The organism is Wolbachia endosymbiont (group A) of Cydia splendana, from assembly GCF_947179475.1.
Classification (GTDB): Bacteria; Pseudomonadota; Alphaproteobacteria; order Rickettsiales; family Anaplasmataceae; genus Wolbachia; species Wolbachia pipientis.
The window spans coordinates 822,031-845,236 of sequence record NZ_CAMXBP010000001.1 but is presented as its reverse complement, the minus strand read 5'-3'; the positions used below and the strand labels follow the sequence as shown (position 1 = coordinate 845,236).

20 protein-coding genes, 1 other RNA gene and 2 pseudogenes are annotated in these 23,206 nt (G+C 34.8%); 13 read left to right on the top strand and 10 right to left on the bottom strand.

Translation table 11 applies throughout. The annotated features are described in order from the left end of the window. Window positions 1–201 precede the first annotated feature (201 nt). The 8 genes from OM961_RS04215 (at window position 202) to OM961_RS04180 (ending at window position 7,319) form a co-directional block, all read left to right on the top strand. On the top strand, window positions 202–1,833 hold the full coding sequence (locus OM961_RS04215; RefSeq protein ID WP_264339469.1) for a recombinase family protein: 1,632 nt from the start codon (window positions 202–204) through the stop codon (window positions 1,831–1,833). Continuing rightward, the gene (locus OM961_RS04210; RefSeq protein ID WP_264339468.1) at window positions 1,763–3,226 is read left to right on the top strand and encodes a YifB family Mg chelatase-like AAA ATPase; all 1,464 of its coding nucleotides are present in this window, start codon (window positions 1,763–1,765) and stop codon (window positions 3,224–3,226) included. Before OM961_RS04215 ends, OM961_RS04210 begins: the two co-directional genes overlap by 71 nt. 83 nt (window positions 3,227–3,309) lie before the next feature. After that, entirely contained in the window at window positions 3,310–3,774 is a 465-nt protein-coding gene (locus OM961_RS04205) for a hypothetical protein (RefSeq protein ID WP_264339467.1), read from the top strand. Between the two features lie 238 nt (window positions 3,775–4,012). Continuing rightward, window positions 4,013–5,209 carry a cell division protein FtsZ gene (gene ftsZ, locus OM961_RS04200; protein ID WP_010962790.1) on the top strand — a complete coding sequence of 399 codons (1,197 nt, stop codon included), beginning with the start codon at window positions 4,013–4,015 and terminating at the stop codon, window positions 5,207–5,209. Beyond that, window positions 5,209–5,607, top strand: coding sequence for an EVE domain-containing protein (locus OM961_RS04195; RefSeq protein ID WP_007549395.1), 399 nt, complete (start codon window positions 5,209–5,211; stop codon window positions 5,605–5,607). The genes ftsZ and OM961_RS04195 overlap by 1 nt, the downstream gene beginning before the upstream one ends. A 55-nt stretch (window positions 5,608–5,662) precedes the next feature. Beyond that, the gene (locus OM961_RS04190; protein WP_173862870.1) at window positions 5,663–5,998 is read left to right on the top strand and encodes a WPE palindromic element domain-containing protein; all 336 of its coding nucleotides are present in this window, start codon (window positions 5,663–5,665) and stop codon (window positions 5,996–5,998) included. After that, entirely contained in the window at window positions 5,992–6,444 is a 453-nt protein-coding gene (gene ybeY / locus OM961_RS04185) for an rRNA maturation RNase YbeY (protein ID WP_010082473.1), read from the top strand. Before OM961_RS04190 ends, ybeY begins: the two co-directional genes overlap by 7 nt. 86 nt (window positions 6,445–6,530) lie before the next feature. After that, on the top strand, window positions 6,531–7,319 hold the full coding sequence (locus tag OM961_RS04180; protein WP_010082472.1) for a succinate dehydrogenase iron-sulfur subunit: 789 nt from the start codon (window positions 6,531–6,533) through the stop codon (window positions 7,317–7,319). Window positions 7,320–7,322: 3 nt separating this feature from the next. Here the strand turns inward: OM961_RS04180 and OM961_RS04175 are convergent, their stop codons facing one another. The 4 genes from OM961_RS04175 to OM961_RS04160 are packed head-to-tail and all read right to left on the bottom strand — an operon-like array spanning window position 7,323 to window position 10,756. Further along, on the bottom strand, window positions 7,323–8,459 hold the full coding sequence (locus tag OM961_RS04175) for a hypothetical protein (RefSeq protein WP_010962793.1): 1,137 nt from the start codon (window positions 8,457–8,459) through the stop codon (window positions 7,323–7,325). A 42-nt stretch (window positions 8,460–8,501) separates the two neighbouring features. Next, the gene (locus OM961_RS04170) at window positions 8,502–9,281 is read right to left on the bottom strand and encodes a GNAT family N-acetyltransferase (protein WP_006280097.1); all 780 of its coding nucleotides are present in this window, start codon (window positions 9,279–9,281) and stop codon (window positions 8,502–8,504) included. Beyond that, complete coding sequence (locus tag OM961_RS04165) at window positions 9,271–9,753, bottom strand: phosphatidylglycerophosphatase A family protein (protein ID WP_006279290.1); 483 nt, start codon at window positions 9,751–9,753, stop codon at window positions 9,271–9,273. The genes OM961_RS04170 and OM961_RS04165 overlap by 11 nt, the downstream gene beginning before the upstream one ends. 19 nt (window positions 9,754–9,772) lie before the next feature. After that, the gene (locus OM961_RS04160) at window positions 9,773–10,756 is read right to left on the bottom strand and encodes an NAD(P)H-dependent glycerol-3-phosphate dehydrogenase (RefSeq protein ID WP_264339466.1); all 984 of its coding nucleotides are present in this window, start codon (window positions 10,754–10,756) and stop codon (window positions 9,773–9,775) included. Between the two features lie 325 nt (window positions 10,757–11,081). Here OM961_RS04160 and OM961_RS04155 point away from each other — a divergent pair, with 325 nt between their 5' ends. Next, window positions 11,082–11,825: a response regulator transcription factor gene (locus OM961_RS04155; RefSeq protein ID WP_264339465.1), complete on the top strand. Its 744-nt coding sequence runs from the start codon at window positions 11,082–11,084 to the stop codon at window positions 11,823–11,825. A 78-nt stretch (window positions 11,826–11,903) separates the two neighbouring features. Here OM961_RS04155 and rnpB read toward each other — a convergent pair. Together rnpB and OM961_RS04145 are read right to left on the bottom strand one after the other, a co-directional pair. Continuing rightward, window positions 11,904–12,253: RNase P RNA component class A (gene rnpB, locus OM961_RS04150), an RNA gene on the bottom strand. A gap of 157 nt (window positions 12,254–12,410) precedes the next feature. Further along, window positions 12,411–14,426 carry a hypothetical protein gene (locus tag OM961_RS04145; protein WP_264339464.1) on the bottom strand — a complete coding sequence of 672 codons (2,016 nt, stop codon included), beginning with the start codon at window positions 14,424–14,426 and terminating at the stop codon, window positions 12,411–12,413. 224 nt (window positions 14,427–14,650) lie between these two features. Between OM961_RS04145 and nuoE the strand changes: the two genes are divergently transcribed. Together nuoE and tgt are read left to right on the top strand one after the other, a co-directional pair. After that, window positions 14,651–15,151, top strand: a complete 501-nt coding sequence (gene nuoE / locus OM961_RS04140; protein ID WP_010962799.1) for an NADH-quinone oxidoreductase subunit NuoE — start codon at window positions 14,651–14,653, stop codon at window positions 15,149–15,151. Continuing rightward, window positions 15,152–16,363, top strand: a complete 1,212-nt coding sequence (gene tgt / locus OM961_RS04135; RefSeq protein ID WP_264339463.1) for a tRNA guanosine(34) transglycosylase Tgt — start codon at window positions 15,152–15,154, stop codon at window positions 16,361–16,363. On the opposite strand, the gene OM961_RS04130 is transcribed toward tgt, so the two are convergent. Further along, the gene (locus OM961_RS04130; protein ID WP_264339205.1) at window positions 16,360–17,685 is read right to left on the bottom strand and encodes an IS4 family transposase; all 1,326 of its coding nucleotides are present in this window, start codon (window positions 17,683–17,685) and stop codon (window positions 16,360–16,362) included. The genes tgt and OM961_RS04130 overlap by 4 nt on opposite strands. 888 nt (window positions 17,686–18,573) lie before the next feature. Here OM961_RS04130 and OM961_RS04125 point away from each other — a divergent pair. Further along, entirely contained in the window at window positions 18,574–19,311 is a 738-nt protein-coding gene (locus OM961_RS04125; protein ID WP_264339462.1) for a WD_0702 family putative metalloprotease, read from the top strand. Window positions 19,312–19,350: 39 nt separating this feature from the next. Here OM961_RS04125 and OM961_RS04120 read toward each other — a convergent pair. After that, window positions 19,351–19,452, bottom strand: a pseudogene (locus tag OM961_RS04120) (WPE palindromic element domain-containing protein); the annotation flags it as partial. A gap of 298 nt (window positions 19,453–19,750) precedes the next feature. On the opposite strand from OM961_RS04120, the gene tsaD reads away from it, so the two are divergent. Further along, window positions 19,751–20,758, top strand: a complete 1,008-nt coding sequence (gene tsaD / locus OM961_RS04115; protein ID WP_182309476.1) for a tRNA (adenosine(37)-N6)-threonylcarbamoyltransferase complex transferase subunit TsaD — start codon at window positions 19,751–19,753, stop codon at window positions 20,756–20,758. 652 nt (window positions 20,759–21,410) lie between these two features. Here the strand turns inward: tsaD and OM961_RS04110 are convergent. Together OM961_RS04110 and OM961_RS04105 are read right to left on the bottom strand one after the other, a co-directional pair. Further along, the gene (locus tag OM961_RS04110; protein WP_264339461.1) at window positions 21,411–21,851 is read right to left on the bottom strand and encodes a transposase; all 441 of its coding nucleotides are present in this window, start codon (window positions 21,849–21,851) and stop codon (window positions 21,411–21,413) included. A gap of 24 nt (window positions 21,852–21,875) precedes the next feature. Next, window positions 21,876–23,201: pseudogene (locus OM961_RS04105) on the bottom strand (IS4 family transposase). Between the last annotated feature and the right edge of the window lie 5 nt (window positions 23,202–23,206).

Genomic DNA, 23,206 nt, shown 5'->3' with positions numbered 1-23,206 from the left:
ATAGCTTTCTTACAATAAGGTGTGCATTGGTTTAGTTTAATAGAAGTCTCCTAACCTATAAAAAAATTCACAGGAAGAAAAACATGCAAAAAGGGGAATTAACTATTAATTGCCGTTATGAACCTCACAGGTTGGCGGGTACATATTTGGCAAATGCTTATGAACAATTATTGAAATGTAAAACAAAGGAGGTAGAAGAAAATGACAACGGTAAGCTTGTATGCAAGAGTTTCATCAAGACAACAGGCACAGGAGAATACAATAGAGAGTCAGATTGTAGAATTGGAGCGTCGCATTAGTAGTGATGGACATGAATTGTTAGATGAGCATAGGTTCATCGATAATGGTTACAGTGGATCAAATTTAGAACGTCCTGGCTTAGAGAGTTTACGTGATAGAGTAGCAGAAGGTAAGATTGATAAGATATACATTCATTCACCTGATCGGCTATCACGTAAATTTTCATATCAAATGATCTTACTCGAAGAGTTTAAAAAGGCTGGATCTGAAATAGTATTTTTGAATCATAAGTTTGATGATAATCCGGATTCCCATTTATTTCTACAGATTCAGGGAGCAATAGCAGAGTATGAACGTGCAAAGATTATGGAACGAAACCGTAGAGGTAAACTTCATGCGGCCAAAGCTGGGTGTATAAGTGTGATGGGTAGGGCGCCTTACGGTTATCGCTACATAGCAAAACATGTAGGTGAAGGAAGTGCTCAATTTGAGGTTGATGAAGAAGAGGCAAATATAGTGCGTAAAATATTTAGTCGGGTTGGCCAAGAAAGAGCAAGTATAGGAGAAGTTGTACATGAACTGAATAAGATACCGGTAATAACACGAACAGGAAAAAGGTATTGGAAAAGGAGCACTATTTGGAACATGTTAAGAAATCCTGCTTATATAGGAAAAGCAGCTTATGGTAAAACTAGGACATGCTCAAAACCACAAGTAAAAAAGTCAAAAAAAGGAACTTGTGGTAAACTTAAAAGTGGTCGCTTTAACAGTGATAAAGAGAACTGGACTTATATTCCAGTACCAAAAATAATCAATGAGCCTTTATTTGATTCAGTACAGGCACAACTAACTGAAAATAGGCAAAGAGCAAGAGTACGACAAAGAAGAGAAACATATTTATTGCAAGATTTAATGGTATGTCAACGTTGTCAATATACTTATTGCGGTACAAACCACGTTCATAAAAAGTCGACATATTATTACTATCGTTGCTCTGGTACAAACTCTAGCAAATTCAATGGCAATAAAATCTGCGATAATAAATCAATACGCACTGATGTATTAGATGGAGTTATATGGGAAGAAGTCAAGAGTATCCTGAAAGAGCCAGATAGGATTGCAAATGAATATCAACGTAGATTGTCAGAGAACAAAAAGCCTTTACATAATCAAACACGTGAAAAGCAAGAAAGTAAGCTAAGATTAAGTATCAAAAAATTTATTGATAGCTATGCCAAAGGGTTTATAAGCCAAGAAGAATTTGAACCAAGAATCACAACAATGAAACAACATTTGAAAGAAATTGAAGAAGAGAAAGAAAGAACACTCGATCAAAAGAAGTTACAACAAGAATTGAGCCTTGTTACAGATAGCTTGAAAAACTTTTCCTCAAGTGTTGAATCAAAACTTGATCTGGTAGATTGGCAGACTAAACAAAATATTATTAGAATGTTAATTCATCAAATTGAAATCAACCACAACCACTTATACATAGTATTTCGCATAAAAAGTCTTGCAAATTTTGATCAAAATAGGCATAATAGAATTATGCAATGTTGTACTAGCAGTCAATATTGTTGGCTTGCCGGATAAAACTGTTGCAGAATCCAGAGAGCGCATCAGAGCAGCGTTAAATTCAATCAATCTACTACTACCTCCAAAAAGAATTACAGTTAATCTCTCCCCTGCGGATTTGCTGAAAGAAGGCAGTCATTATGACTTGGCTATTGCTATTGGACTACTTGTTGTAATGAATGTGATACCAGTTGAAAAAGTTCAGTCTTATATCATTATGGGTGAGCTTGCCCTTGATGGCAGAGTTATTCCAGTTTCAGGTGTGCTGCCAACAGCAATTAATGCAAAAAAGGACAATAAAGGAGTAATTTGCCCGAGAGGAAATGGTGTAGAAGCTGTATGGGTGAAGAATGTTTCAATTCTGGCTATAGAGAAATTAACTGATATTATCAGACACTTTAAGGGTGAGGAATTAATTCAGCCAGTAATTTTTAATTATAGTGATGCACCCAAAGAAAAAAGATTGGTTCCCGATATGAAGGATATCAAAGGCCAAGTTGTTGCAAAAAGAGCAGCTGAAATTGCAGCAGCAGGTGGGCATAATATGCTTCTTGTTGGCCCTCCTGGTACTGGAAAATCAATGCTTGCTAAGCGCTTTATAGGATTGCTGCCTGATTTAACCGAACAGGAGATGATTGATGTTAATATTATTTCCAGCATAACAAAAACTGGTAATGAAATATTCAAAGTAACTCGTCCCTTTCGTGAACCTCATCATTCATGCTCTATGCCAGCGATGATAGGGGGAGGAAAGAATGCAAAACCTGGAGAAATTACCATGGCTCACAATGGCGTGTTATTTCTTGATGAGTTGCCAGAATTTCCAAGACTTGTGCTTGATTCTCTGCGCCAACCACTTGAAGATAGAAAAGTTACCGTTGCAAGGGCAAATGCTCACATAACCTACCCTGCAAATTTTCAACTGATTGCTGCAATGAACCCTTGCAGGTGCGGTTATTTAGGTGATGCAAGCAGATCGTGCAACAAAGCTCCAAAGTGTGGCACAGATTACAAAAACAAAATATCAGGCCCATTGCTTGATAGAATAGACATATGCATTGAAATGCCAAACGTTAGCATACTCTCTCCTGAAATCTCTGTGGAGGGAGAAAGTACTAAAATCATAAGAGAAAGAGTGATAGCAGCAAGAAAAGTTCAAACTGAGCGCTATAGTGAATTAAATATTCGTTGCAATTCAGAAGTAAGCGGTGAAGCATTTAATAAATTTACTGAACCAGATCAGGCAGGGTTAGAATTGCTAAAATACGTACTGAAAGAAAATTACATTTCCAATCGAGGCTACACACGCGTATTAAAAGTTGCAAGAACTATTGCAGATCTTGCAAAAAGTGAAGAAGTAAAAAGAGCACACATTGCTGAAGCGCTCAATTACAGAATAAAGGTATATTAAAAAATTAGTTTACTTGACAGGCAATTTTTTTTACTATATGCTTCCTTAATGAAATTTTAACATTCTATTTAAGGAGTAGAGTTATGGCATTAACAAATTATGAGTATAGAAAAGGGGATGGCATTTTTCATGCTATTTCAGAAGGATATATACGAGCTGAAAAATACTGGGGAATTCCTGGTGGAGCTGGTGGAGCTGGTCAGTACGCTATGCATAATAAAGGGAGAACAGCATTATTTCCGCTTGCAGTTGCAAGTGTTGTCTTTACAGCAATGCATATGAAAGCAGGCTTTGTTAGTGCAGCAGAAGCTTCTGGGTTTCTTGCTAAGACTGCCAGTTACTTTGTTGGAACAAATCAAGCAATAGCTGCTTCATTACCTGGATTTATCGGAACAGGTGTTGCTGGTCAGATAGTTGCGGGTGCCATAATGGCAATTGCTGCAGCTGCTGTTCTTTATGGAACATATCAAATTGCCTCAAAATTAAAAGATGTTGCGGTTGAAGCATTGAAAGGGGAAGAGAAAGATAAGGAAGCTAATAATCTTTAACAAAATAAAAAGGGATAGGTTTCTGTCCCTTTTTATAAACGTTTTCTATTTTTTGCATCGGTTAAGTGATGTCATCTAAGAATCTAGTTATTATAATTAACGGCACTTATTAGTATAAATGTTAAGAATAAGTAAATCCCGTTTACTGTTTACGCCTATAGAAGTGAAAAGTATTTGCATATTATTAAAAAAGCGGTAACTTATTATCAAGTGAATTCGCTAAATTTGAGTAATTTAAATGTCTATTGATCTTAGTCTGCCGGAGTTACCTATATTGCACCCAAGGATTACCGTTGTGGGAGTGGGTGGTGCTGGTGGAAATGCTGTGAATAACATGATCCAATCTAATTTGCAAGGAGTGAATTTTGTTGTCGCAAATACCGATGCTCAAGCACTAGAAAAGTCGTTATGTGATAAAAAAATTCAGCTTGGCATTAATTTAACTAAGGGGCTTGGTGCTGGTGCTTTGCCTGATGTTGGCAAAGGTGCAGCAGAAGAGTCAATTGATGAGATTATGGAGCATATAAAAGATAGTCATATGCTTTTCATCACAGCAGGAATGGGCGGTGGTACTGGAACCGGTGCAGCACCGGTAATTGCAAAAGCAGCCAGAGAAGCAAGAGCCGCAGTTAAGGATAGAGCGCCAAAAGAAAAAAAGATATTGACTGTTGGAGTTGTAACTAAACCGTTCGGTTTTGAAGGTGTGCGCCGTATGCGCATTGCAGAGCTTGGACTTGAAGAACTGCAAAAATACGTGGATACACTTATTGTCATTCCAAATCAGAATTTATTTAGAATTGCAAATGAAAAAACTACATTTTCTGATGCATTTAAACTTGCTGATAATGTTCTGCACATTGGCATCAGAGGAGTAACTGACTTGATGGTCATGCCAGGGCTTATCAATCTTGACTTCGCTGATATAGAAACAGTAATGAGCGAGATGGGCAAAGCGATGATCGGCACCGGAGAGGCAGAAGGAGAAGATAGAGCAATTAGTGCTGCAGAGGCTGCAATATCTAATCCATTGCTTGATAATGTATCAATGAAAGGTGCGCAAGGAATATTAATTAACATTACTGGTGGCGGAGATATGACTCTGTTTGAAGTTGATGCTGCAGCCAATAGAGTGCGTGAAGAAGTAGATGAAAATGCAAATATAATATTTGGTGCTACTTTTGATCAAGCGATGGAGGGAAGAGTTAGAGTTTCTGTTCTTGCAACTGGCATTGATGGTCGCAATAATAAATCAGAAACTTCACCTATAAGTCAGAGCGAAGACTCAGAGAAAGAGAAATTTAAGTGGCCATATAGTCAAAGTGAAAGTACACAAGACAAAACACTGGAAACAAAACCAGCTGAACAGGTAAGCGAAGGAGCTAAGTGGGGCAGCAATATCTATGATATACCAGCTTACTTAAGAAGAAAAAAATAATGCAATTTTGGCTACTTAAGTCAGAGCCAAGTGAATACTCATGGCAAAAAATGGAAAAGGAGCAGGTAGTTGAGTGGGATGGTGTGCGCAATTATCAAGCTCAAAATTACATGAAAATTATGAAAGCAAGCGATCTTGCGTTTTTTTATCATACAGGTAAAGAGAAAGCAATACTTGGAATCGTTGAAGTATTTAAAGAGTATTATCATGTTAATGATCCCAAGTTCGGATTAGTGAATGTAAAGTTTTTGAAACCTTTAAATAACCAAGTAACGTTGAATAATATAAAACAAAACCCACTTTTGAAAAATATGACTATATTAAAACAACCACGTTTATCAATTGCCCCAGTTTCGGAAATTGAATGGAATGAAATAATAAGGATGAGTGATGTGTAATACCTGTCATTTCAGTTCCTAAATGATGTCATCTCAGCACACAACGCACAGCTGTATGAATATTTGTCTCGAAGGCAGTGCATTAAACGTTATAGCCGATTTTGCATCAAACACAAAGGTGTCATTCCAGTGCTTGACACTGGAATCCAGCCTTAATGCAACCACATTAAAGCCGTTGTGTTTTAATATAAGATTAGCTACTTTTATATTCACTAACTTGATGTCTAATCAAAATTCCTGGATCCCAGTGCCTAGACACTGGGATGACATCCTTCTAGTGTACAATATTCGTACAGTTGTGTACATGACACAAGGGTCTATAACTCTTCTTTTTTGGATTCCAGTGTCAGCTATTTGCATGACACCCTTACTGATGTGTCACTCATGTTAGAAGTAAATATTCTTGACAAGAAATGGTGCAGCATTATAGAAAATCCTAAAAATTTTGTATTAGGTGTCATCAATGCTTCTCTAAAAGAATTAAAAATAGACCACTATAAACCAAATATATCAATAGCTCTGGCTGATGATGACTTGCTACATCAACTTAATTTAAAATTTAGAGAAATGGATAAGCCAACTAACGTACTATCATTTCCGTATGAACAATTGTCTAATGAGTGCGATTTAGGAGACATAGCAATTTCAATAGACACAATAAAAAGAGAATCGCATGAGTATTATATACCCATTCTTGCTCACATTGCACACATGTTAGTGCATGGATTACTGCATTTACTTGGTTATGATCACCAAAAAAAAGATGAAGAAATTATAATGAAAAATCTAGAAAGAGAGATTTTAGCTTCGCTTGGCTACAATATGTGTGCGATTTAAAAGGAATTTAATAAAAATATAGTAGATGATAATAAAATATGTTATCTACAAAGGGTTTTAGCTATAAACAATAAAAGGTAAGTGATATGGTTCAGTTTTCTTTGCCAAAGAATTCTAAAATTAATCAAAAGGGCAAAATTTATCCTATTCCTGCTAGAGCAAAAAACATCAGAAGATTTCAAATTTACCGTTGGTCTGCTGATGACGAGAAAAACCCTAGAATAGACACATTTTTTATTGATATGGATAGTTGTGGCCCTATGGTACTTGATGCATTAATAAAAATAAAGGATGAAATAGATTCGACTTTAACTTTCAGACGTTCTTGTAGAGAAGGCATATGTGGATCTTGTGCCATGAATATTGACGGAACCAATACTCTTGCATGTACTAGATCTATACATGATATAAAAGGTGACGTAAAAATATATCCATTACCTCACATGTATGTAATAAAGGACCTAGTCTCGGATTTGAGCCAATTTTATGAGCAATACAAATCAATTAAACCTTGGTTACAAGCAGATAAGCCTGCCCTACCAAATAAAGAATACTCTCAATCTTCTGAAGATAGAAAAAAATTAGATGGCTTGTCCGACTGTATATTATGTGCTTGCTGTTCGACTGGTTGCCCAAGCTACTGGTGGAATAGTGATAAATTTTTAGGACCAGCAATACTATTACAAGCTTACAGATGGATTGCTGACAGCCGTGATAATAAGACAGGTGAAAGACTTGATGTTTTAAACGACCCATTCAAGTTGTATCGTTGTCATACAATAATGAATTGCACAAAAACTTGTCCTAAAGGACTTAATCCAGCAAGAGCAATAGCGAAAGTAAAACAGCTCATGGTAGAGAGAGAAGGAGTTTAAGTATTATCTTTTGCATTCTTCGTAAGAGAACAGCAAACCTTCCGAAGCGTAGGGTATTGTTAATACCCTGAACGCTTTTCCGTTTGTGAAGTGCATCGTATCATCGTACGATTCAAATAATTTTTTGAACAACTCATGTCTTTGGTTACTAATAGTTTGAAAATCCTCTTTTTCTAAAAGCTTTTTAGATTCGAAGAGGTAAAGCATAACTTCGTGATAAGTTGGGTAAGATGCCAAAAATTTTGGGTCAAATTGAAAGGTTTTTATAAAAGCATTATTATAAAATTTTAGCTTTTGATTCTTACTATATATTACTATAGCAACCGGTAACCTCTCAAGCAAATTTTTCTGTGTAGCTAAATAACTGTTTAATTCAGTATATAATTTCTCTGCATCACTAACATCTTTCCCATACATTACTATGCTACCAGAACCTTGTATTGGAATTTTAACAAAATCGAAAACCTTAGGTTCGTTCTTATAAGTTATGACATGTCTTCCTGGTTTTGTGCTATGAGCGCTACCGGTAATAGCAAATTTCTTAGAACCATCTACATATTTATCATAAAACAAGTTATAAAATTCCACCTTTCTACTCTTGTTATATCTTAGTATTGGAAATGGTAAAGAGTTGAAAACGTTTTTATAGCTCTCCACTTCCTGTGTAAGCTTACTATTTTCTAACTCAAGTCCGTTAGCCTTTATCTTACAGTCTGAGACATTCCTTATCCATAACAGCACACCTATCACATTGTTAGAATCATCTATTATGCTTCTACCGTAACATATGCAATAAACCTCACTGTCTTTTGACTTTAAATCTAGAGTAAAAGATTTATTTATTTCCTTTGCCTCAACAAAATTTTTGATTAAGCTTTCTGATTGCTCAAAAAAATTCACAAACTCATTAAATGAGTAAAAAACAGTATTAAGCAAAATTAGTAAATTGGGAGAGAACTTTTCTATACGTTTTTTTGCATCCCAAATATAAAACCCATCATTCACAGTATCAATTAAATTATTTATGATAACATTTTGATGCTGTAAGTTCTTAATCTTATTACTAATTTTTAATTTAGAATAAGAGAGAAAGAATAATATTAGAATCAATATTAAAACCACTTCATACAAAAAAAACATAGCACTTTTAAAACAAATGTAAAAATTTGTAACCGCTCAGAATTATGCTGAAGAGGTATATAAGTAAAGATTGCCTAACATTTGAAAGCCCAATCTCTTATAAAGGTTCACAGAAGATTTCATACAATGTGCTACTATATATTTGCATTCAAGCTGTTTAGCTATCTTTATTCTTTCTAAAACCATTTGGGTACCTATTCCACGATTCCTGTAAATTGGTAAAACTCCATCACTATAAAAACCAGCTACGCTATCTTGAACATAAAGACCGCATGTCCCAATAATTTCATTATTTAGTGTTACAAGAAAAAATCTTAATCTTGAGTTCTTATCATCATAATTTGATAATCCGCGAAAAAATGTGCTGACAATTCCAACGCCATGATAAAAAATTTTAGAAGTGTGTAGATCTAACTGTTCTAAGAGGTTGCTACCATTCACAGCATTTAACCTCAAGTTTGGAATAACATCAGCAGGTAAAAAGTAATTTTTCATATTAAGTAAAGCTTTTTTTGGTGTGCTAACGTGTTTTATTTCACACTTTTCTAAAATATCTCTTATTTTCATATGTGAATTTATTACCCATGTTGCTTCTATATCTCTTGTTCTGAGATAATCTAGAGTTTTTTGTATAGAAAGCTCGGTACATTGATCTCCACAGAACACAAAATTAAATAATGACTCCCTGGTACCATTTATTGTAAATATGATGTTATCAAATTCATCGTGTACTTCCCACTCAGATAAATTCGCTGTGTACAGTATATAATCCTTTAGATTTTGAACAATTAAGCTTGAATAATAAATTTTTTTATCCTGCATACACCAACAATAAACAATAAAAGGCTCCTATAAGAACACAGGCTAAAATTGCAGCTATAACGTCATCTAGCATAATACCTAAAGGACCTTTGGTATTTTTATCGATTAAATTTATAGGCCACGTTTTTATTATATCAAAAAACCTAAAAGAAAAAAAGCACAACAACAATGAAGAACAATTCATCTCTTGGCTTAACAATATCGAAACTAAAAGTATCGTCAGCAATTGACCAACCACTTCGTCAATTACTACCTCTTTTGGATCACATGAAGTCTTGTAATGTTTTATATAATTACCTGTAGACCATAATCCAATTAAGAATAAAAAAGAAATAATTGCTGCACCTAAAATTTTGTTGCTCAGGATTACAGGAACAAGCGGAAAAGAAGCCAAACTACCCACAGTACCTGGCATTTTTTTTACTGTTCCAGACAGCCACCACGTTGATATTAATTTATATAAAAATTTCACAATATATCCAAATACAAAATTAACTTATAAGAACAGAAAGAGTATCCTCTATAGAGGCGCTTTCATACAATAATCTATAGACCGCTTCACATATAGGCATTTTTATCTTTAGCTTTCCTGCTAAATTAAATATGGACTCAGCAGTGCTAAAACCTTCAATCACTGACTTGCCTTCTGACAAAATCTGCTGAACATTAAAGCCATTGTCACTATTACCTATTTTAAACCCAAAAGATAAGTTTCTTGAATTCAAGGATGTGCATGTCATAATTAGGTCACCCAGACATGCTGGCCCAAGTAGTGTATTTATATCCACACTACCGTCACCAATTTTTGCTGAGTATAAAGCCTTAATTTCGCTCATACTTTTCGTAATCAATGCTGCATGAGCATTAAACCCAAGTTTACTACCTAGAACAATCCCACACGCTATAGCAAAAACGTTCTTTAACGCTGCACAAATCTGTACTCCTATAATGTCGTTACTAAACTCCAATTTAACATTTTCTTGTTGCAGCTCTGATACTAGCTTTGAACCTAATGTGTTATTTTGGCATGCAAGAACCATTGAATAGGGTAATTTTCTTGCAACTTCTACAGCAAAGCTAGGACCTGAAAAAATAGCAATAGGATTGTTAGGTAAAATTTCATTTACTATTTCACTAGGTAATTTTAATGTAGACTTTTCTATTCCCTTACAAGCTAAAATTATTGCTACATCTTTTTTCAGATTATAATTATGCAATTGCTGACATACCTTCCTCAGAGACTGAGTGGGAACAGCGAGGATTGTTACTGAAGCATTAATTGTGTCTTCAATAGCCAATTTTACTGACACATTATCAGAAATTCGACAACCGGGTAGCTTGTCACTTTCTCTTTTCCCGTTGATTGATTCAAATGTAGTTTCATTGTGAGTCCACAAAATCACATCTTTCTTACTACCTAATGAAATTGCGATTGCTGTACCCCATGCACCAGCACCTAAAATTGATATTGCCACACAATATTCCTGGAAATATTACTTATACTTTAAAATAGTAGGATAAGTAAATTAAAAATATAACACAGACATATAGAATAGTTAAATATTTATTAACCGAAGTATTCTTTTAATAATAGTAACTTTAATTCAATATTTACTAAAAATATTATTACTATCATGGTATGTCTATTATATTTTAGATCTATTTATATAACTTTGGAACAATATATTTACTATTAATTAATAAGTGTAATTTTGATCATTTGTTAATAAAAATTTGATTTATTACTTTCCTTAGTTATATATATTACTAAAATTATAAATTATTTATGGGGTGTAAAATATGCGTATATTATTAATTGAAGATGATCAAGTAAGTGCAAAGACTGTGGTTAACGCCTTAACTTCTGATGGACACTTCTGTGACGTTGTTACTTCTGCACAAGATTATAACAATAATATGGTTTCCTCAAACGGAGATTACTATGACCTAGTTATTTTAGATATACACTTACCTGGTGATATTGACGGATATGATATATTGTTAAGACTAAGAAGTGCAAAAATCAAAGTTCCTGTCTTAATACTTTCATGCATATCCGCTGTCAATCACAAAGCTAAAGGACTCGGGTATGGTGCCGATGATTACTTAACCAAGCCATTTCATAAAAGCGAGTTATTAGCTCGAATTAAGGCCATAGTGCGTCGTACTAAAGGCCATCCTGAATCGGTGATAAAGATTGGTAATATAAATATCAATTTTGATCACAGGGTTGTTGAGGTGAAAGGTAAAACGGTTCACCTTACTAATAAAGAGTATTCTATGATAGAATTGCTAGCACTGCGTAAAGGAACAGTACTAACAAAAGAAATGTTCTTAAATCATCTTTACAATGGCTTGGATGAACCTTCAGATAACAAGATAGTTGATGTTTTTATGTGCAAATTACGTAAGAAACTTGAAAGTGCAAATGATGGAAAAAGCCACATAGAAACCGTTTGGGGCAGAGGGTATGTTCTGAAAGAGTATATTGATGATGATGAATATTCTAATGTTAATGTAGGCGAAAGTAGTGATGGCTATTAAGCAGAACAAGTGAAGGACAACGCATGAAATGCCTACACATTTAAATATAGCATGGCTTATATCGCACGTATCATGTGAACGCCTAGGTGAAATATAAGCCGAGTTCTGTTTATGTAGCTATTTATCTGGAGTAAATGTTACCATTTACCGCATGCGATTTACCCGAGTAGATATGAGGAAAACATAAAATCTACTTCTATTTAATCTTGCTCCTAGTGTTGGTTACTCGACTACCAATGTTGCCATTGCCATGGTGTGCTCTTACCACACCTTTTCACCCTTACCTAAAAATATTTTAGGCGGTAATTTTCTGTAGTCCTATAACTGGAGTTACCTCCGGCGGGCATTACCCGTCACTATTTTTCCTTGGAGCCCGGACTTTCCTCTGCTATGTTTATCACACAACAGCAGCTACTTATTTCACCTAGGAATTATACTTTAACATGAAAATCACAAAAGCAAAAGACAATTTCCTAACAGTCTACATATTAAAAACATTTAGACAAATAGCTAAAGGTGATATTCCGGCACATCATCACTATCCCAAGATAAGCTTTTTTCACTTTTAGACTCCGCTTCAGTTAGTCAAGAGCCTGGTCCACCGCTTGAAGACGATGAGCTACTTCTTGATCGACTACTACTTTCTACTGATATACTATTTAGCACTGTTTCAGATTGATATATAGTTCGCATTCTGTTACCAGTGGTAAAAATTTCTTCATCGCTACTTGAAGATGATCGCCTTCTATAACCCAAATCAGTTAGTTCTAATACAGGAGCAGCATTACGACCCTTAACATATCTATATGCTATGAATCCTATAATTCCAACAATACCTATTGCTCCAACCAAAGATCCCCCTATCATTCCTGCCTTATTAGACCCTATAGCAAGTTGAGTAGGTTGTGGTGAAGAAGTAGACTGAGGAAGTAAAGTCGTGGTGAATATAGGAGTTGTTGACTCTTTTGTTCTAGTACTTGGTATACTAAATACTGTTTGTGTAGTTTTCTCTGAGCTTGTTGTTGGCGCAGTTGGTTCCACTGTTACTGTGCTTGTTTGAGTCGTTGACTCTGTTGAAGGTTTACTCATCGTAGAAGTCGACGCACCATTCGCTGCTGTAGGTTTTACAGTACTTGTCTCAGTCCCTGAAGTTACTATCGGCACACTAGTTGACGTTGTAGCAACCGTGGTCGCTTGTGAAGTAGTAGTTGTTTTTGCTACTGTCGTTGACTCCGTTGAAGGTTTACTTATTGTAGAAGTAGGTGCAACGGCTTCCGTTGTCAATTTAGTAGTCTTCACAGCGTCGGTTTCTGCTGTGCTAGTAATTGCAGCAGTCGGCGTTTTCTTAGAAGTCACAACCGTTTCTGCAACAGTTATAGGAGCCACGGTACTACTAGAAATAATATCTGGCGTTAATCGACCGTTAATGATATTAACAAAATCACTGAGAGTTTTGATGCTATTTGCCGGTATTATTGTTGCTTCAGAAGATTTTCCAGAGCCGTTTTGATTAAAAGTTACAATATTTTCTCCACTTACCGCAGTTACGATAAAACCACCCTGACCGTTGCCTTTAATATATAATTGCTCTATAGGATCTGTAAATTGATAGATAGGAAAATCTGACACTGATCCATTTTTAAGTAGAGTTGCTATATGTAACCTCTGCTCATTAGCTGATTGGTCATTTTCAAGAAAAGCAACTAGATCATTTCCTTCCGTTTGTTCAACATACTGCAAAAAGCTTATTTCATGTTCTCTAGAAAGAGATAGTGCTTTATTATCTATTTGACCTTTTCGATTACCAAGTAAAAAGCCATTAACTCCATCCTTTAGACCCTGAATCACTTTAGCCATATCAAATTTAAAAATACGTGTTTTTCTCACCTCTTGATTTTCCTTAGTAATACTTTTGCTCACTTGCGAATAAAGCATCGTGTTTCCATTTAATGCCAATTGCCCCTGATTATCAAAATTGAACAATTTTCTTTCTGTAACACCTTTTTCTCCAGTCAATACCTTAAATTTTCCGCTCTCGCTTGACTTTAAGTACCAAGAAACTAAAGTTTGATCCTTTAAGTTATGGGCGATTACAATTACGTCACCATTACCAACTTTCACTGCTCTTGGTTGAAAGTAACTATTGCCCACATTTGCAAGACTATTATTATCAATATTCTTTTGTAATTTTCTTTTATCTAAATGTTCAACTGAAGGAGTGTTAACTGATTGTTTAATTCCGTAAGTGTTAAAAGATAAGCCTTTAACGCATTTTTCTCCTTCTTCGCTAATTCCTTCTTCAGGAAAGATAACTCCAACTTTATCTATTTCAGCTGAATCTTCTATTAATGTGAGAGATAATTGATCTTTGAATTCATTTGCTACGCTGATATTTGTACCACATTCGTATGTTTTTGATTGATATAATGGACTAATAAGTAATTTTACTTTACTGCTCCCATTACCATTATCTTGATAGCTGAGTCCGTAAGCAACTCCATTCCCCTCAATTAATTCTACGTTTGTTGGATTAAAACCTATCGCTTCTTTAATTTCCGGTGTATTTGAGTTGATCCCGAGCAATCTTCTTAATATAGACATAATTTTATTTAAAATATTAATAAAATGCTATTATGATTACTCCTGTGTGTTAATGTCAATGAAAATTTTAACTAAAATTAAAAAATTAATATAATATTTTATACTAAAAGGTAAATATAAGCTTGAAGAGGGCTAAGAAGCTTTATGCTATTTCTCAAAAAACCAACAATTGCAATCATTGGTTCTACAGGTATAATCTGTTAAAGTTTACACGAGTCTCATGAATGATAGAAAAAGAAGAGCAGTTTAGTTTTACATCAGAAAACCTCAAGAAAGCGGGAAAGTTTATAGAGATGTATCCCAAAGGTAGAGAAGGTAGTGCTGTTATGCCTTTACTATATCTGGTTCAAGAGCAATGCGGATGGGTTTCTGAATCTGCTATGCGTTATGTTGCTGATATGCTGCATATTCCACATATTCGTGTATATGAAGTGGCAAATTTTTACACCATGTATAATTTAAAACCAGTAGGCAAATATCTAATACAAATTTGTAGAACAACTCCTTGCTGGTTGTGCAATAGTGAAGAAGTTTTAAATACCTTTAAAAAAAAACTTGGAATCAATATCGGTGAGACTACTAAAGATAATTTGTTCACTTTAAAAGAAGTTGAATGCCTAGGTGCATGCGTTAATGCTCCCGTTGTGCAGATCAATAATGACTTCTATGAAAATCTTACTCCTGAGAAAGTAGAAAACATCATAACAGAACTTTCAGGCAAATAGATGAAAGAAGAATTTTCATTCAAGAGAATCAAGCAATCAGGTTCTGCAAGAGTTGGAACAATTAAAACTCCAAATGGAAGCGTAGAAACCCCCGCTTTTATATTCTGCGCAACAAAAGCTGCAATTAAAGCTGCAGATATTGAAAGAATAAGTGAAGCTGGTACCCAAATCATACTTTCCAACACCTATCACCTAATGCTTCAACCAGGAGAGAATACTGTTGCAAAACTTGGTGGTTTGCGCAAGATGATAGGATGGAATGGGCCAATGCTAACTGACTCAGGTGGATATCAGATATTTAGCTTAGGCCACGGATCAGTTTCGGAAGAGATAAAAGGAATAAGAAAAAAACAAAAAACTTTGATCAAAATTAATGAGGATGGGGCAATTTTTCGTTCTTACATTAATGGTAAAATTTATTGCTTAACTCCTGAAAAATCTGTACAAATTCAACAGAAATTAGGTGCAGATTTAATCCTAGTTTTAGATGAATGCACTCCATTTCACGTAAGCAAAGAATACACAGCAAAATCAATGCTCATGAGCCACAGATGGGCTGAACGTTCTTTAAATGAATTTGAAAAAAACAATAATGGCAAGCAGGCACTGTATGGAATTAGTCAAGGCGGAGTGTATCAAGATTTACGTAGAGAAAGTTGTGATTTTATCAACGATTTGCCATTTTTTGGTCAAGCAATAGGTGGATCACTTGGTCAAAGTAAAGAGCAGATGCATGATGTAGTTTCTTTCACTATGGACCACCTGAAAAAAGACAGGCCTACTCATTTGCTTGGTATTGGTGGAATTGTGGACATCTTTCGCGGAGTAGAGCTTGGAATTGACACGTTTGATTGCGTGCATCCAACCCGCTTAGCAAGGCATGGTGGCGCACTTGTTAAAGTAAAAAACAGAAATTCTATTTCTTCAAAGTGCAAAGAGCATATTAATTTGCGGAATCAACGATTTGAGCTGGACAACAACCCAATTGAAAGTGACTGTTTATGCTTTACCTGCAGAAAACATTCAAGAGCTTATATACACCATTTACTGAAAGCTAAAGAGCTCCTGGCTTACACGCTCGTTACCATTCATAATATTTTCTTTATGAATAAGTTAATGGCATCAATAAGGCAGGCTATATTAGATGATAGGCTAGATCGGGAGAAAAATAATTGGATTAGTGAGATACCACTACCATACGCGTCAAGTTAAGAGATTGTGAGCAAATTTAGAGAGGTTAAAGTGGATACTCTAGCCCTTCTACGTTTGTCTTTTAATGAAAATCGCGACCAAGTTATAGTGAGTTTTTTAAGAAATGCTTTTAAACTATTAATTTTGGTTAATACTAAAAATAACTCTCTAACCCGCCTTTTTAGCTCAATAAATGCCTTTGTTAAGCTAAGTTCTGTATTCTTTTTCACTTCTGTGCAACCAACTATGCCGCGAAATATAAGAATTGCGCACAATTTAGCATATAGTTCACATAATACTCTGCATGGCTTTCCTTTTAGCTTATCAAGCCTGATATGGCTTTTATACAATTTAAATAATAACTCAATTTGCCACCTTACTCTGTAAATCGTTAATACTTGCTCAGCACTAATTTTATTTTCTGGAACATTAGTTATAAATATTGACCAGTTCAACAATTTTTGATTTCTTTTAGAGGATGTATATCCCTGCGATCTTGCTAATCTATTAGCTTTCCTTCTTCTGGCCATAGACTGTTCTTCAGTTAGTTTCTGACATATAATTCTTACTCTAATTTTTGCTTCTTTTCCTAACAATACCTCGTTTTCTAAAAATAACTTATCCTCTAAACATTCTAATAACTCCATTTTTTGATTTGTTTCTACATCATATATGTTGGTATCGGATTTATAACGACTTATGAAATAAGCTCCTATTTCATTGATTTGTTTAAAAGAACTTGGCACAAAATAACCGAGATCAGATATTAGCAAATCATTGCTTAATATATTACTTAAATGTTTCCTATATCCCTGGTCTGATCTTACCCCCTCCGTTAAATTAAGTTGGTCTATTATCTGATTCATGTAGTCGAAAACTAATTGTAACTTTATTCCAGACTTAGTATTGCTTTCATAGCCACTGTAGCTAGTACCATAACCTTTATACATCTCTTCCATACTGTTAGGTAGAGTAATATAGCTACTGTCCAATAATTTAACACTATTAAATTGCTGTAAGATTTTGCAATCAACTTGCAAGATATTTTTAAAGAGAATCACAGATTCATTATACATCCTTTTCATAAATTCCACTGCTTCTTCAGTAAATCTAAAATCCAAACCTTGTTTTGTTATATCTATCGAGTCCTCGTTTAGTAATTGACACATTGTTTCTACGCTACAATTATCAACTCCTATATTACCCAAGACCATGGCTTTTACGAATGATGAACCTTTTAGCTTTCTCTTTCTTTTTATAAACCTTGTTGTAATTGAGATTTTCTCTGCTTTTTCATTAAAAAATTCTTTGAGCTTTTTTGATAAGCAAGTTATTTTATTCATTGGTTCTCTCACTAAAAGTATATCTGGGAGAACTTATACCTTATTATTCTATCTCTTTCATACCTTTATTTCCTTAACTTGACGCGTATGCTTATCATAACAGTGAAGCTATTTATTTATCTTCGCAATCTGTGCAGGTTAATGACAAAAAACTTAGGGTATTTGGCGTCTCATGTTTAATTTTTCGCACTACGTGCATCGCATGTCTTTAAAAATTTTTAGGTTTTTACCTATATAAGCCGAAACGCGCTTACAAAGCGTTTAAGACAGCAAAAAACGTCAAATTGACAAGGGAGAATTTGAATGCTAGCTACTACGGGGTTTCTTTGCCTTTTTTCCTGCTTAGTAAATTTCTTAAACACTTGCGGTGTAGGTTAGTTGCAAGTTAAAAGCAGCTAAATCGCTCTTAATCAAGCGTTTTAGAATAAAAAAAACGCCGATATTTTAGTACATAGTAAATAGCCAACCACCACGGGGCTTCTTTTGCCTTTTTTTTATTTAGTAAATTTCTTAAATATTTATGGCTAAAGCAATTTAAGAGACCGAAAATGGTGTCATTTCAGTGCCCCTGTAATGTCATCCCAGTGCCCTGACTACTTGGATCCAGGAATTTTATTAAGTTGGTGAGCATAAAAATAGCTGTTTTACGTTAAAATACAATGTTTTGATGATTATGGAAAGGCTGGATTCCAGTGCCAAGCACTGGAATGACATCCTCCCTTATGGAAATTGCTCTCAAATCACAATGTTCGTACAGCTATGGAATGAATCGCGGTATGACGGTTATCAGTAAACATGAATTACTTTAGCTATGCAATCAGGCTTCCTAAAAACACTTTGTAGCCAATCAATTCTTGAGTATAAAAAGAATTCCTTTAATAATAAGGTATGCTAATCAGGAATTTAATAAAACAAGCAACTCAAGTAGGAAGCAGTGAAAATGCAATACGGTATGTCGAATATCTCTATCAATTTGAGAAGTTTAGAAACACATTAAACCTCACTTTATCACTAATAAAGCAAAATAGGCTCTCATTTGAAATATACCAAGAGGGATTAGTGGATATGGAAGAGGGAGTGTGTAAGACAATCAGGTCTTCCAGTGTAAATAGATATGTTATTGTACTGAGGAAGTCAAACCCATACATTATAGTGCATGAACTTTCACACATGGTTGAAAATGAACTGAACTTAAATTTGGAGCAGGAATTCCTCCATAAAGTTTACCAGGATATTGAGCAGAACCTAAAGCAAGCAAATATTCTTGTGCAGAAAATTATCGGCCAAGTTATATTTAAGGAGATACAGGCTTATCAAACTGCAAAATCACGTGCATCTGAATTATTTGCACGCTATTTTGAGCTATTTGCTTGGGCGCAGGAGGTTTACCCTAAAGATAAAGAATACTTAATCCGCACTCAAGACTTAAACAAAGTGTTCCTTGCTACTGGCCAATGGAAAAAGAGCTACCTTGATTCACAAATGATGGAGAGAATAGATAAGGAAATCAAGGAATACAGCAATAAAACTGCCACTAAAGACGTAACCAAAGTGCAAAGCAGTTGGACTAATAAATGTTCTCCTGGGGGCAAAAAAATTAGCTCTATATTTGGAGATGATGATTAGCTTATAGTGCAGGTTTTCCTACGTCATGCCGCCGCGAACCGTCATACCGCGATTCATTCTTTTGGTGTACGAACATTGCAATTTGCAGGTAATTTGAGTAGTAGATGGTGTCATTCCAGTGCTTGACACTGGAATCCAGGAATTTGGATTGGGCACTAAGTTGGTGAGCATAAAAGTGGCTGATCTTATGTTAAAACACAACGTTCTTGATGAGATTACGGCAAGGCTGGATTCCAGTGTCAAGCACTGGAATGACACCATTTGCTGTGCAGTTTACCTTTAAGAATGAATGTTCGTACAGTTGTGCGCGGTATCTCATCAGCTAACACGTAGCGGAATGACGGTTGTCGGTAAATCTTTTAGCTATAGAAGTTAACTTTGCAGTTAACTTCTACAGCGTTTCAAAGTATAGTTTTGGTAATACAGTAACTAAATATACATGAAAACCATTTTAGCTGTTGAAACAAGCTGCGACGAAACTGCAGTAGCGATTGTAAATAGTGACAAGCAAGTCCTTGCTCACAAGATTCTTTCTCAAGTAGAACACAAAAAACGCGGTGGGGTGATTCCTGAGATAGCTTCACGTGCTCATATGGAACATTTAAGTGGCCTGATAAAAAGCGCTGTAAAAAAATCTAACCTTAACTTTTGTGACCTCAATGCAATTGCAGCAACATCAGGACCAGGACTCATAGGTGGATTAATAGTTGGTACAATGATGGCTAAAGCAATTGCGCATGTAGCACAAAAACCGTTCATTGCAGTGAATCACTTAGAAGCGCATGCATTGGTTATTAGGTTACTGCATGAGGTAAAATTTCCATTTTTAGTCCTACTAATATCAGGTGGTCACTGTCAATTTTTAATTGCACAGGATGTAGGTAAATACATTAAACTTGGAGAAACGCTCGATGATTCACTAGGAGAAGCATTTGATAAAGTTGCTAAGATGCTGGGTTTAAGCTACCCAGGAGGCCCATTAATTGAAAAGTTGGCTAAAAAAGGCAATGGCACAAGATTCAAACTGCCAAGGGCAATGATAAAACGTTCTGGATGTAACTTTTCGTTTTCTGGGATTAAAACAGCAGTAAAAAACTTAGTACAAGAACTTAAAATGAGCGAGCAAGATGTGTGTGATGTATGTGCTTCGTTTCAAGAGTGTATTAGTGACATACTGCTGGACAGGGTTAGTAATGCGATTATTATGGCCGAATCTTTAAATATCAAAATCAATGACTTTGTGATTACCGGCGGAGTTGCAGCAAATAATTTCTTGAGAGAAAAATTAAAACAACACATAAACTTAAACATATTTTTTCCCCCTAACGACCTATGTACAGACAATGCAATTATGGTTGGATGGACAGGAATTGAAAGGTTACAGAAAAATTATATAGATCCACTTAATTTTGCACCAAGACCTAAGTGGGAGTTAGAGAGTTATTAAAAGCTCTCAATTCTGAATTATAGCTAAAGTGACTTAGGTTCTCTAATTGCACATAAGTCAACAATAATTTTCACACAAATCAAAACAGCATATCTTCTCCATAATCCTTGGTAATTTTACATAAGTTAAAAGTAGCATATGGTTCTCTCCGCGGTCTGAGATGACAATAAATTTGTCAAGCCGCATCATACTTGTTAGGCGGAAGTGGACGGCAACATGTTTACCACGAAGTCTAACTAAGTTCTTGCTTGTCCCTTCCATCGGCATTGCTATCTTTATTTTCAATAAAATTATTGTCCTATGCTCTTTTGATGTTTATTGATAATAAAATTCTGTTTTATCAACCAACATCCTATGCATAATTACAGCTAATTTTCTTGCTACTGCTACAATTGCTTTTTTCATTCCTTTTTTCTTCGCAACCCCAGTTTTTTAATTTAAATGTCCTCTTGGTAACCTTACTATTACCCACAAATATAAATGTTTGTTGCATAGCTCTTAATGGCATAACTTTTGCTTGAAATAACTGTTTATATGGTGCAATTTACAGCTTTTAGTTGCTAAAATTATAACTCTTAGTTTAATAATTTTAATCTAATAAGCTTTCAGGTTAATAAAATTAAATTATTTGAGTAAATACAATATTATGTTTTTATTTGTGGGTAATAGTAAGCTTGGTAACTGTAAGCATTGTTTGTGCAGCTTCATATAACATACTTCTACATTCCGCTGGTCCCATCTTTGATATGCTGCCATGCCGATCAACTTCTCCAGAAGAATATTGCCTTGGTGTCAACCCTATATATGCTCCAACTGTATCAGATTTCTCAAACCTATGTGGGTTATCAATTGCAGCTTTATACGTCATTGCTACTATAATCCCCACTCCTGGAACAGTAGTTAACAATTTACAATCATCGTCTTTTTCACCTTGTTCTGAAAGCATTTTGTCAAGCTTTCTTAATGACTTTTCTATTGCTTCCAAACTACAAACTAACGCTTCAATTGAACTCCTACTGATTTCATCCAAATTATTTATTGCCTCTTGTATTCTTAAAGCGAAAGTTTCAAATTTTGATCCTTTATCGACCATGTATCTTCAACCATACGCGTCAAGTTAAGAGATTGTGAGCAAATTTAGAGAGGTTAAAGTGGATACTCTAGCCCTTCTACGTTTGTCTTTTAATGAAAATCGCGACCAAGTTATAGTGAGTTTTTTAAGAAATGCTTTTAAACTATTAATTTTGGTTAATACTAAAAATAACTCTCTAACCCGCCTTTTTAGCTCAATAAATGCCTTTGTTAAGCTAAGTTCTGTATTCTTTTTCACTTCTGTGCAACCAACTATGCCGTGAAATATAAGAATTGCGCACAATTTAGCATATAGTTCACATAATACTCTGCATGGCTTTCCTTTTAGCTTATCAAGCCTGATATGGCTTTTATACAATTTAAATAATAACTCAATTTGCCACCTTACTCTGTAAATCGTTAATACTTGCTCAGCACTAATTTTATTTTCTGGAACATTAGTTATAAATATTGACCAGTTCAACAATTTTTGATTTCTTTTAGAGGATGTATATCCCTGCGATCTTGCTAATCTATTAGCTTTCCTTCTTCTGGCCATAGACTGTTCTTCAGTTAGTTTCTGACATATAATTCTTACTCTAATTTTTGCTTCTTTTCCTAACAATACCTCGTTTTCTAAAAATAACTTATCCTCTCAACATTCTAATAACTCCATTTTTTGATTTGTTTCTACATCATATATGTTGGTATCGGATTTATAACGACTTATGAAATAAGCTCCTATTTCATTGATTTGTTTAAAAGAACTTGGCACAAAATAACCGAGATCAGATATTAGCAAATCATTGCTTAATATATTACTTAAATGTTTCCTATATCCCTGGTCTGATCTTACCCCCTCCGTTAAATTAAGTTGGTCTATTATCTGATTCATGTAGTCGAAAACTAATTGTAACTTTATTCCAGACTTAGTATTGCTTTCATAGCCACTGTAGCTAGTACCATAACCTTTATACATCTCTTCCATACTGTTAGGTAGAGTAATATAGCTACTGTCCAATAATTTAACACTATTAAATTGCTGTAAGATTTTGCAATCAACTTGCAAGATATTTTTAAAGAGAATCACAGATTCATTATACATCCTTTTCATAAATTCCACTGCTTCTTCAGTAAATCTAAAATCCAAACCTTGTTTTGTTATATCTATCGAGTCCTCGTTTAGTAATTGACACATTGTTTCTACGCTACAATTATCAACTCCTATATTACCCAAGACCATGGCTTTTACGAATGATGAACCTTTTAGCTTTCTCTTTCTTTTTATAAACCTTGTTGTAATTGAGATTTTCTCTGCTTTTTCATTAAAAAATTCTTTGAGCTTTTTTGATAAGCAAGTTATTTTATTCATTGGTT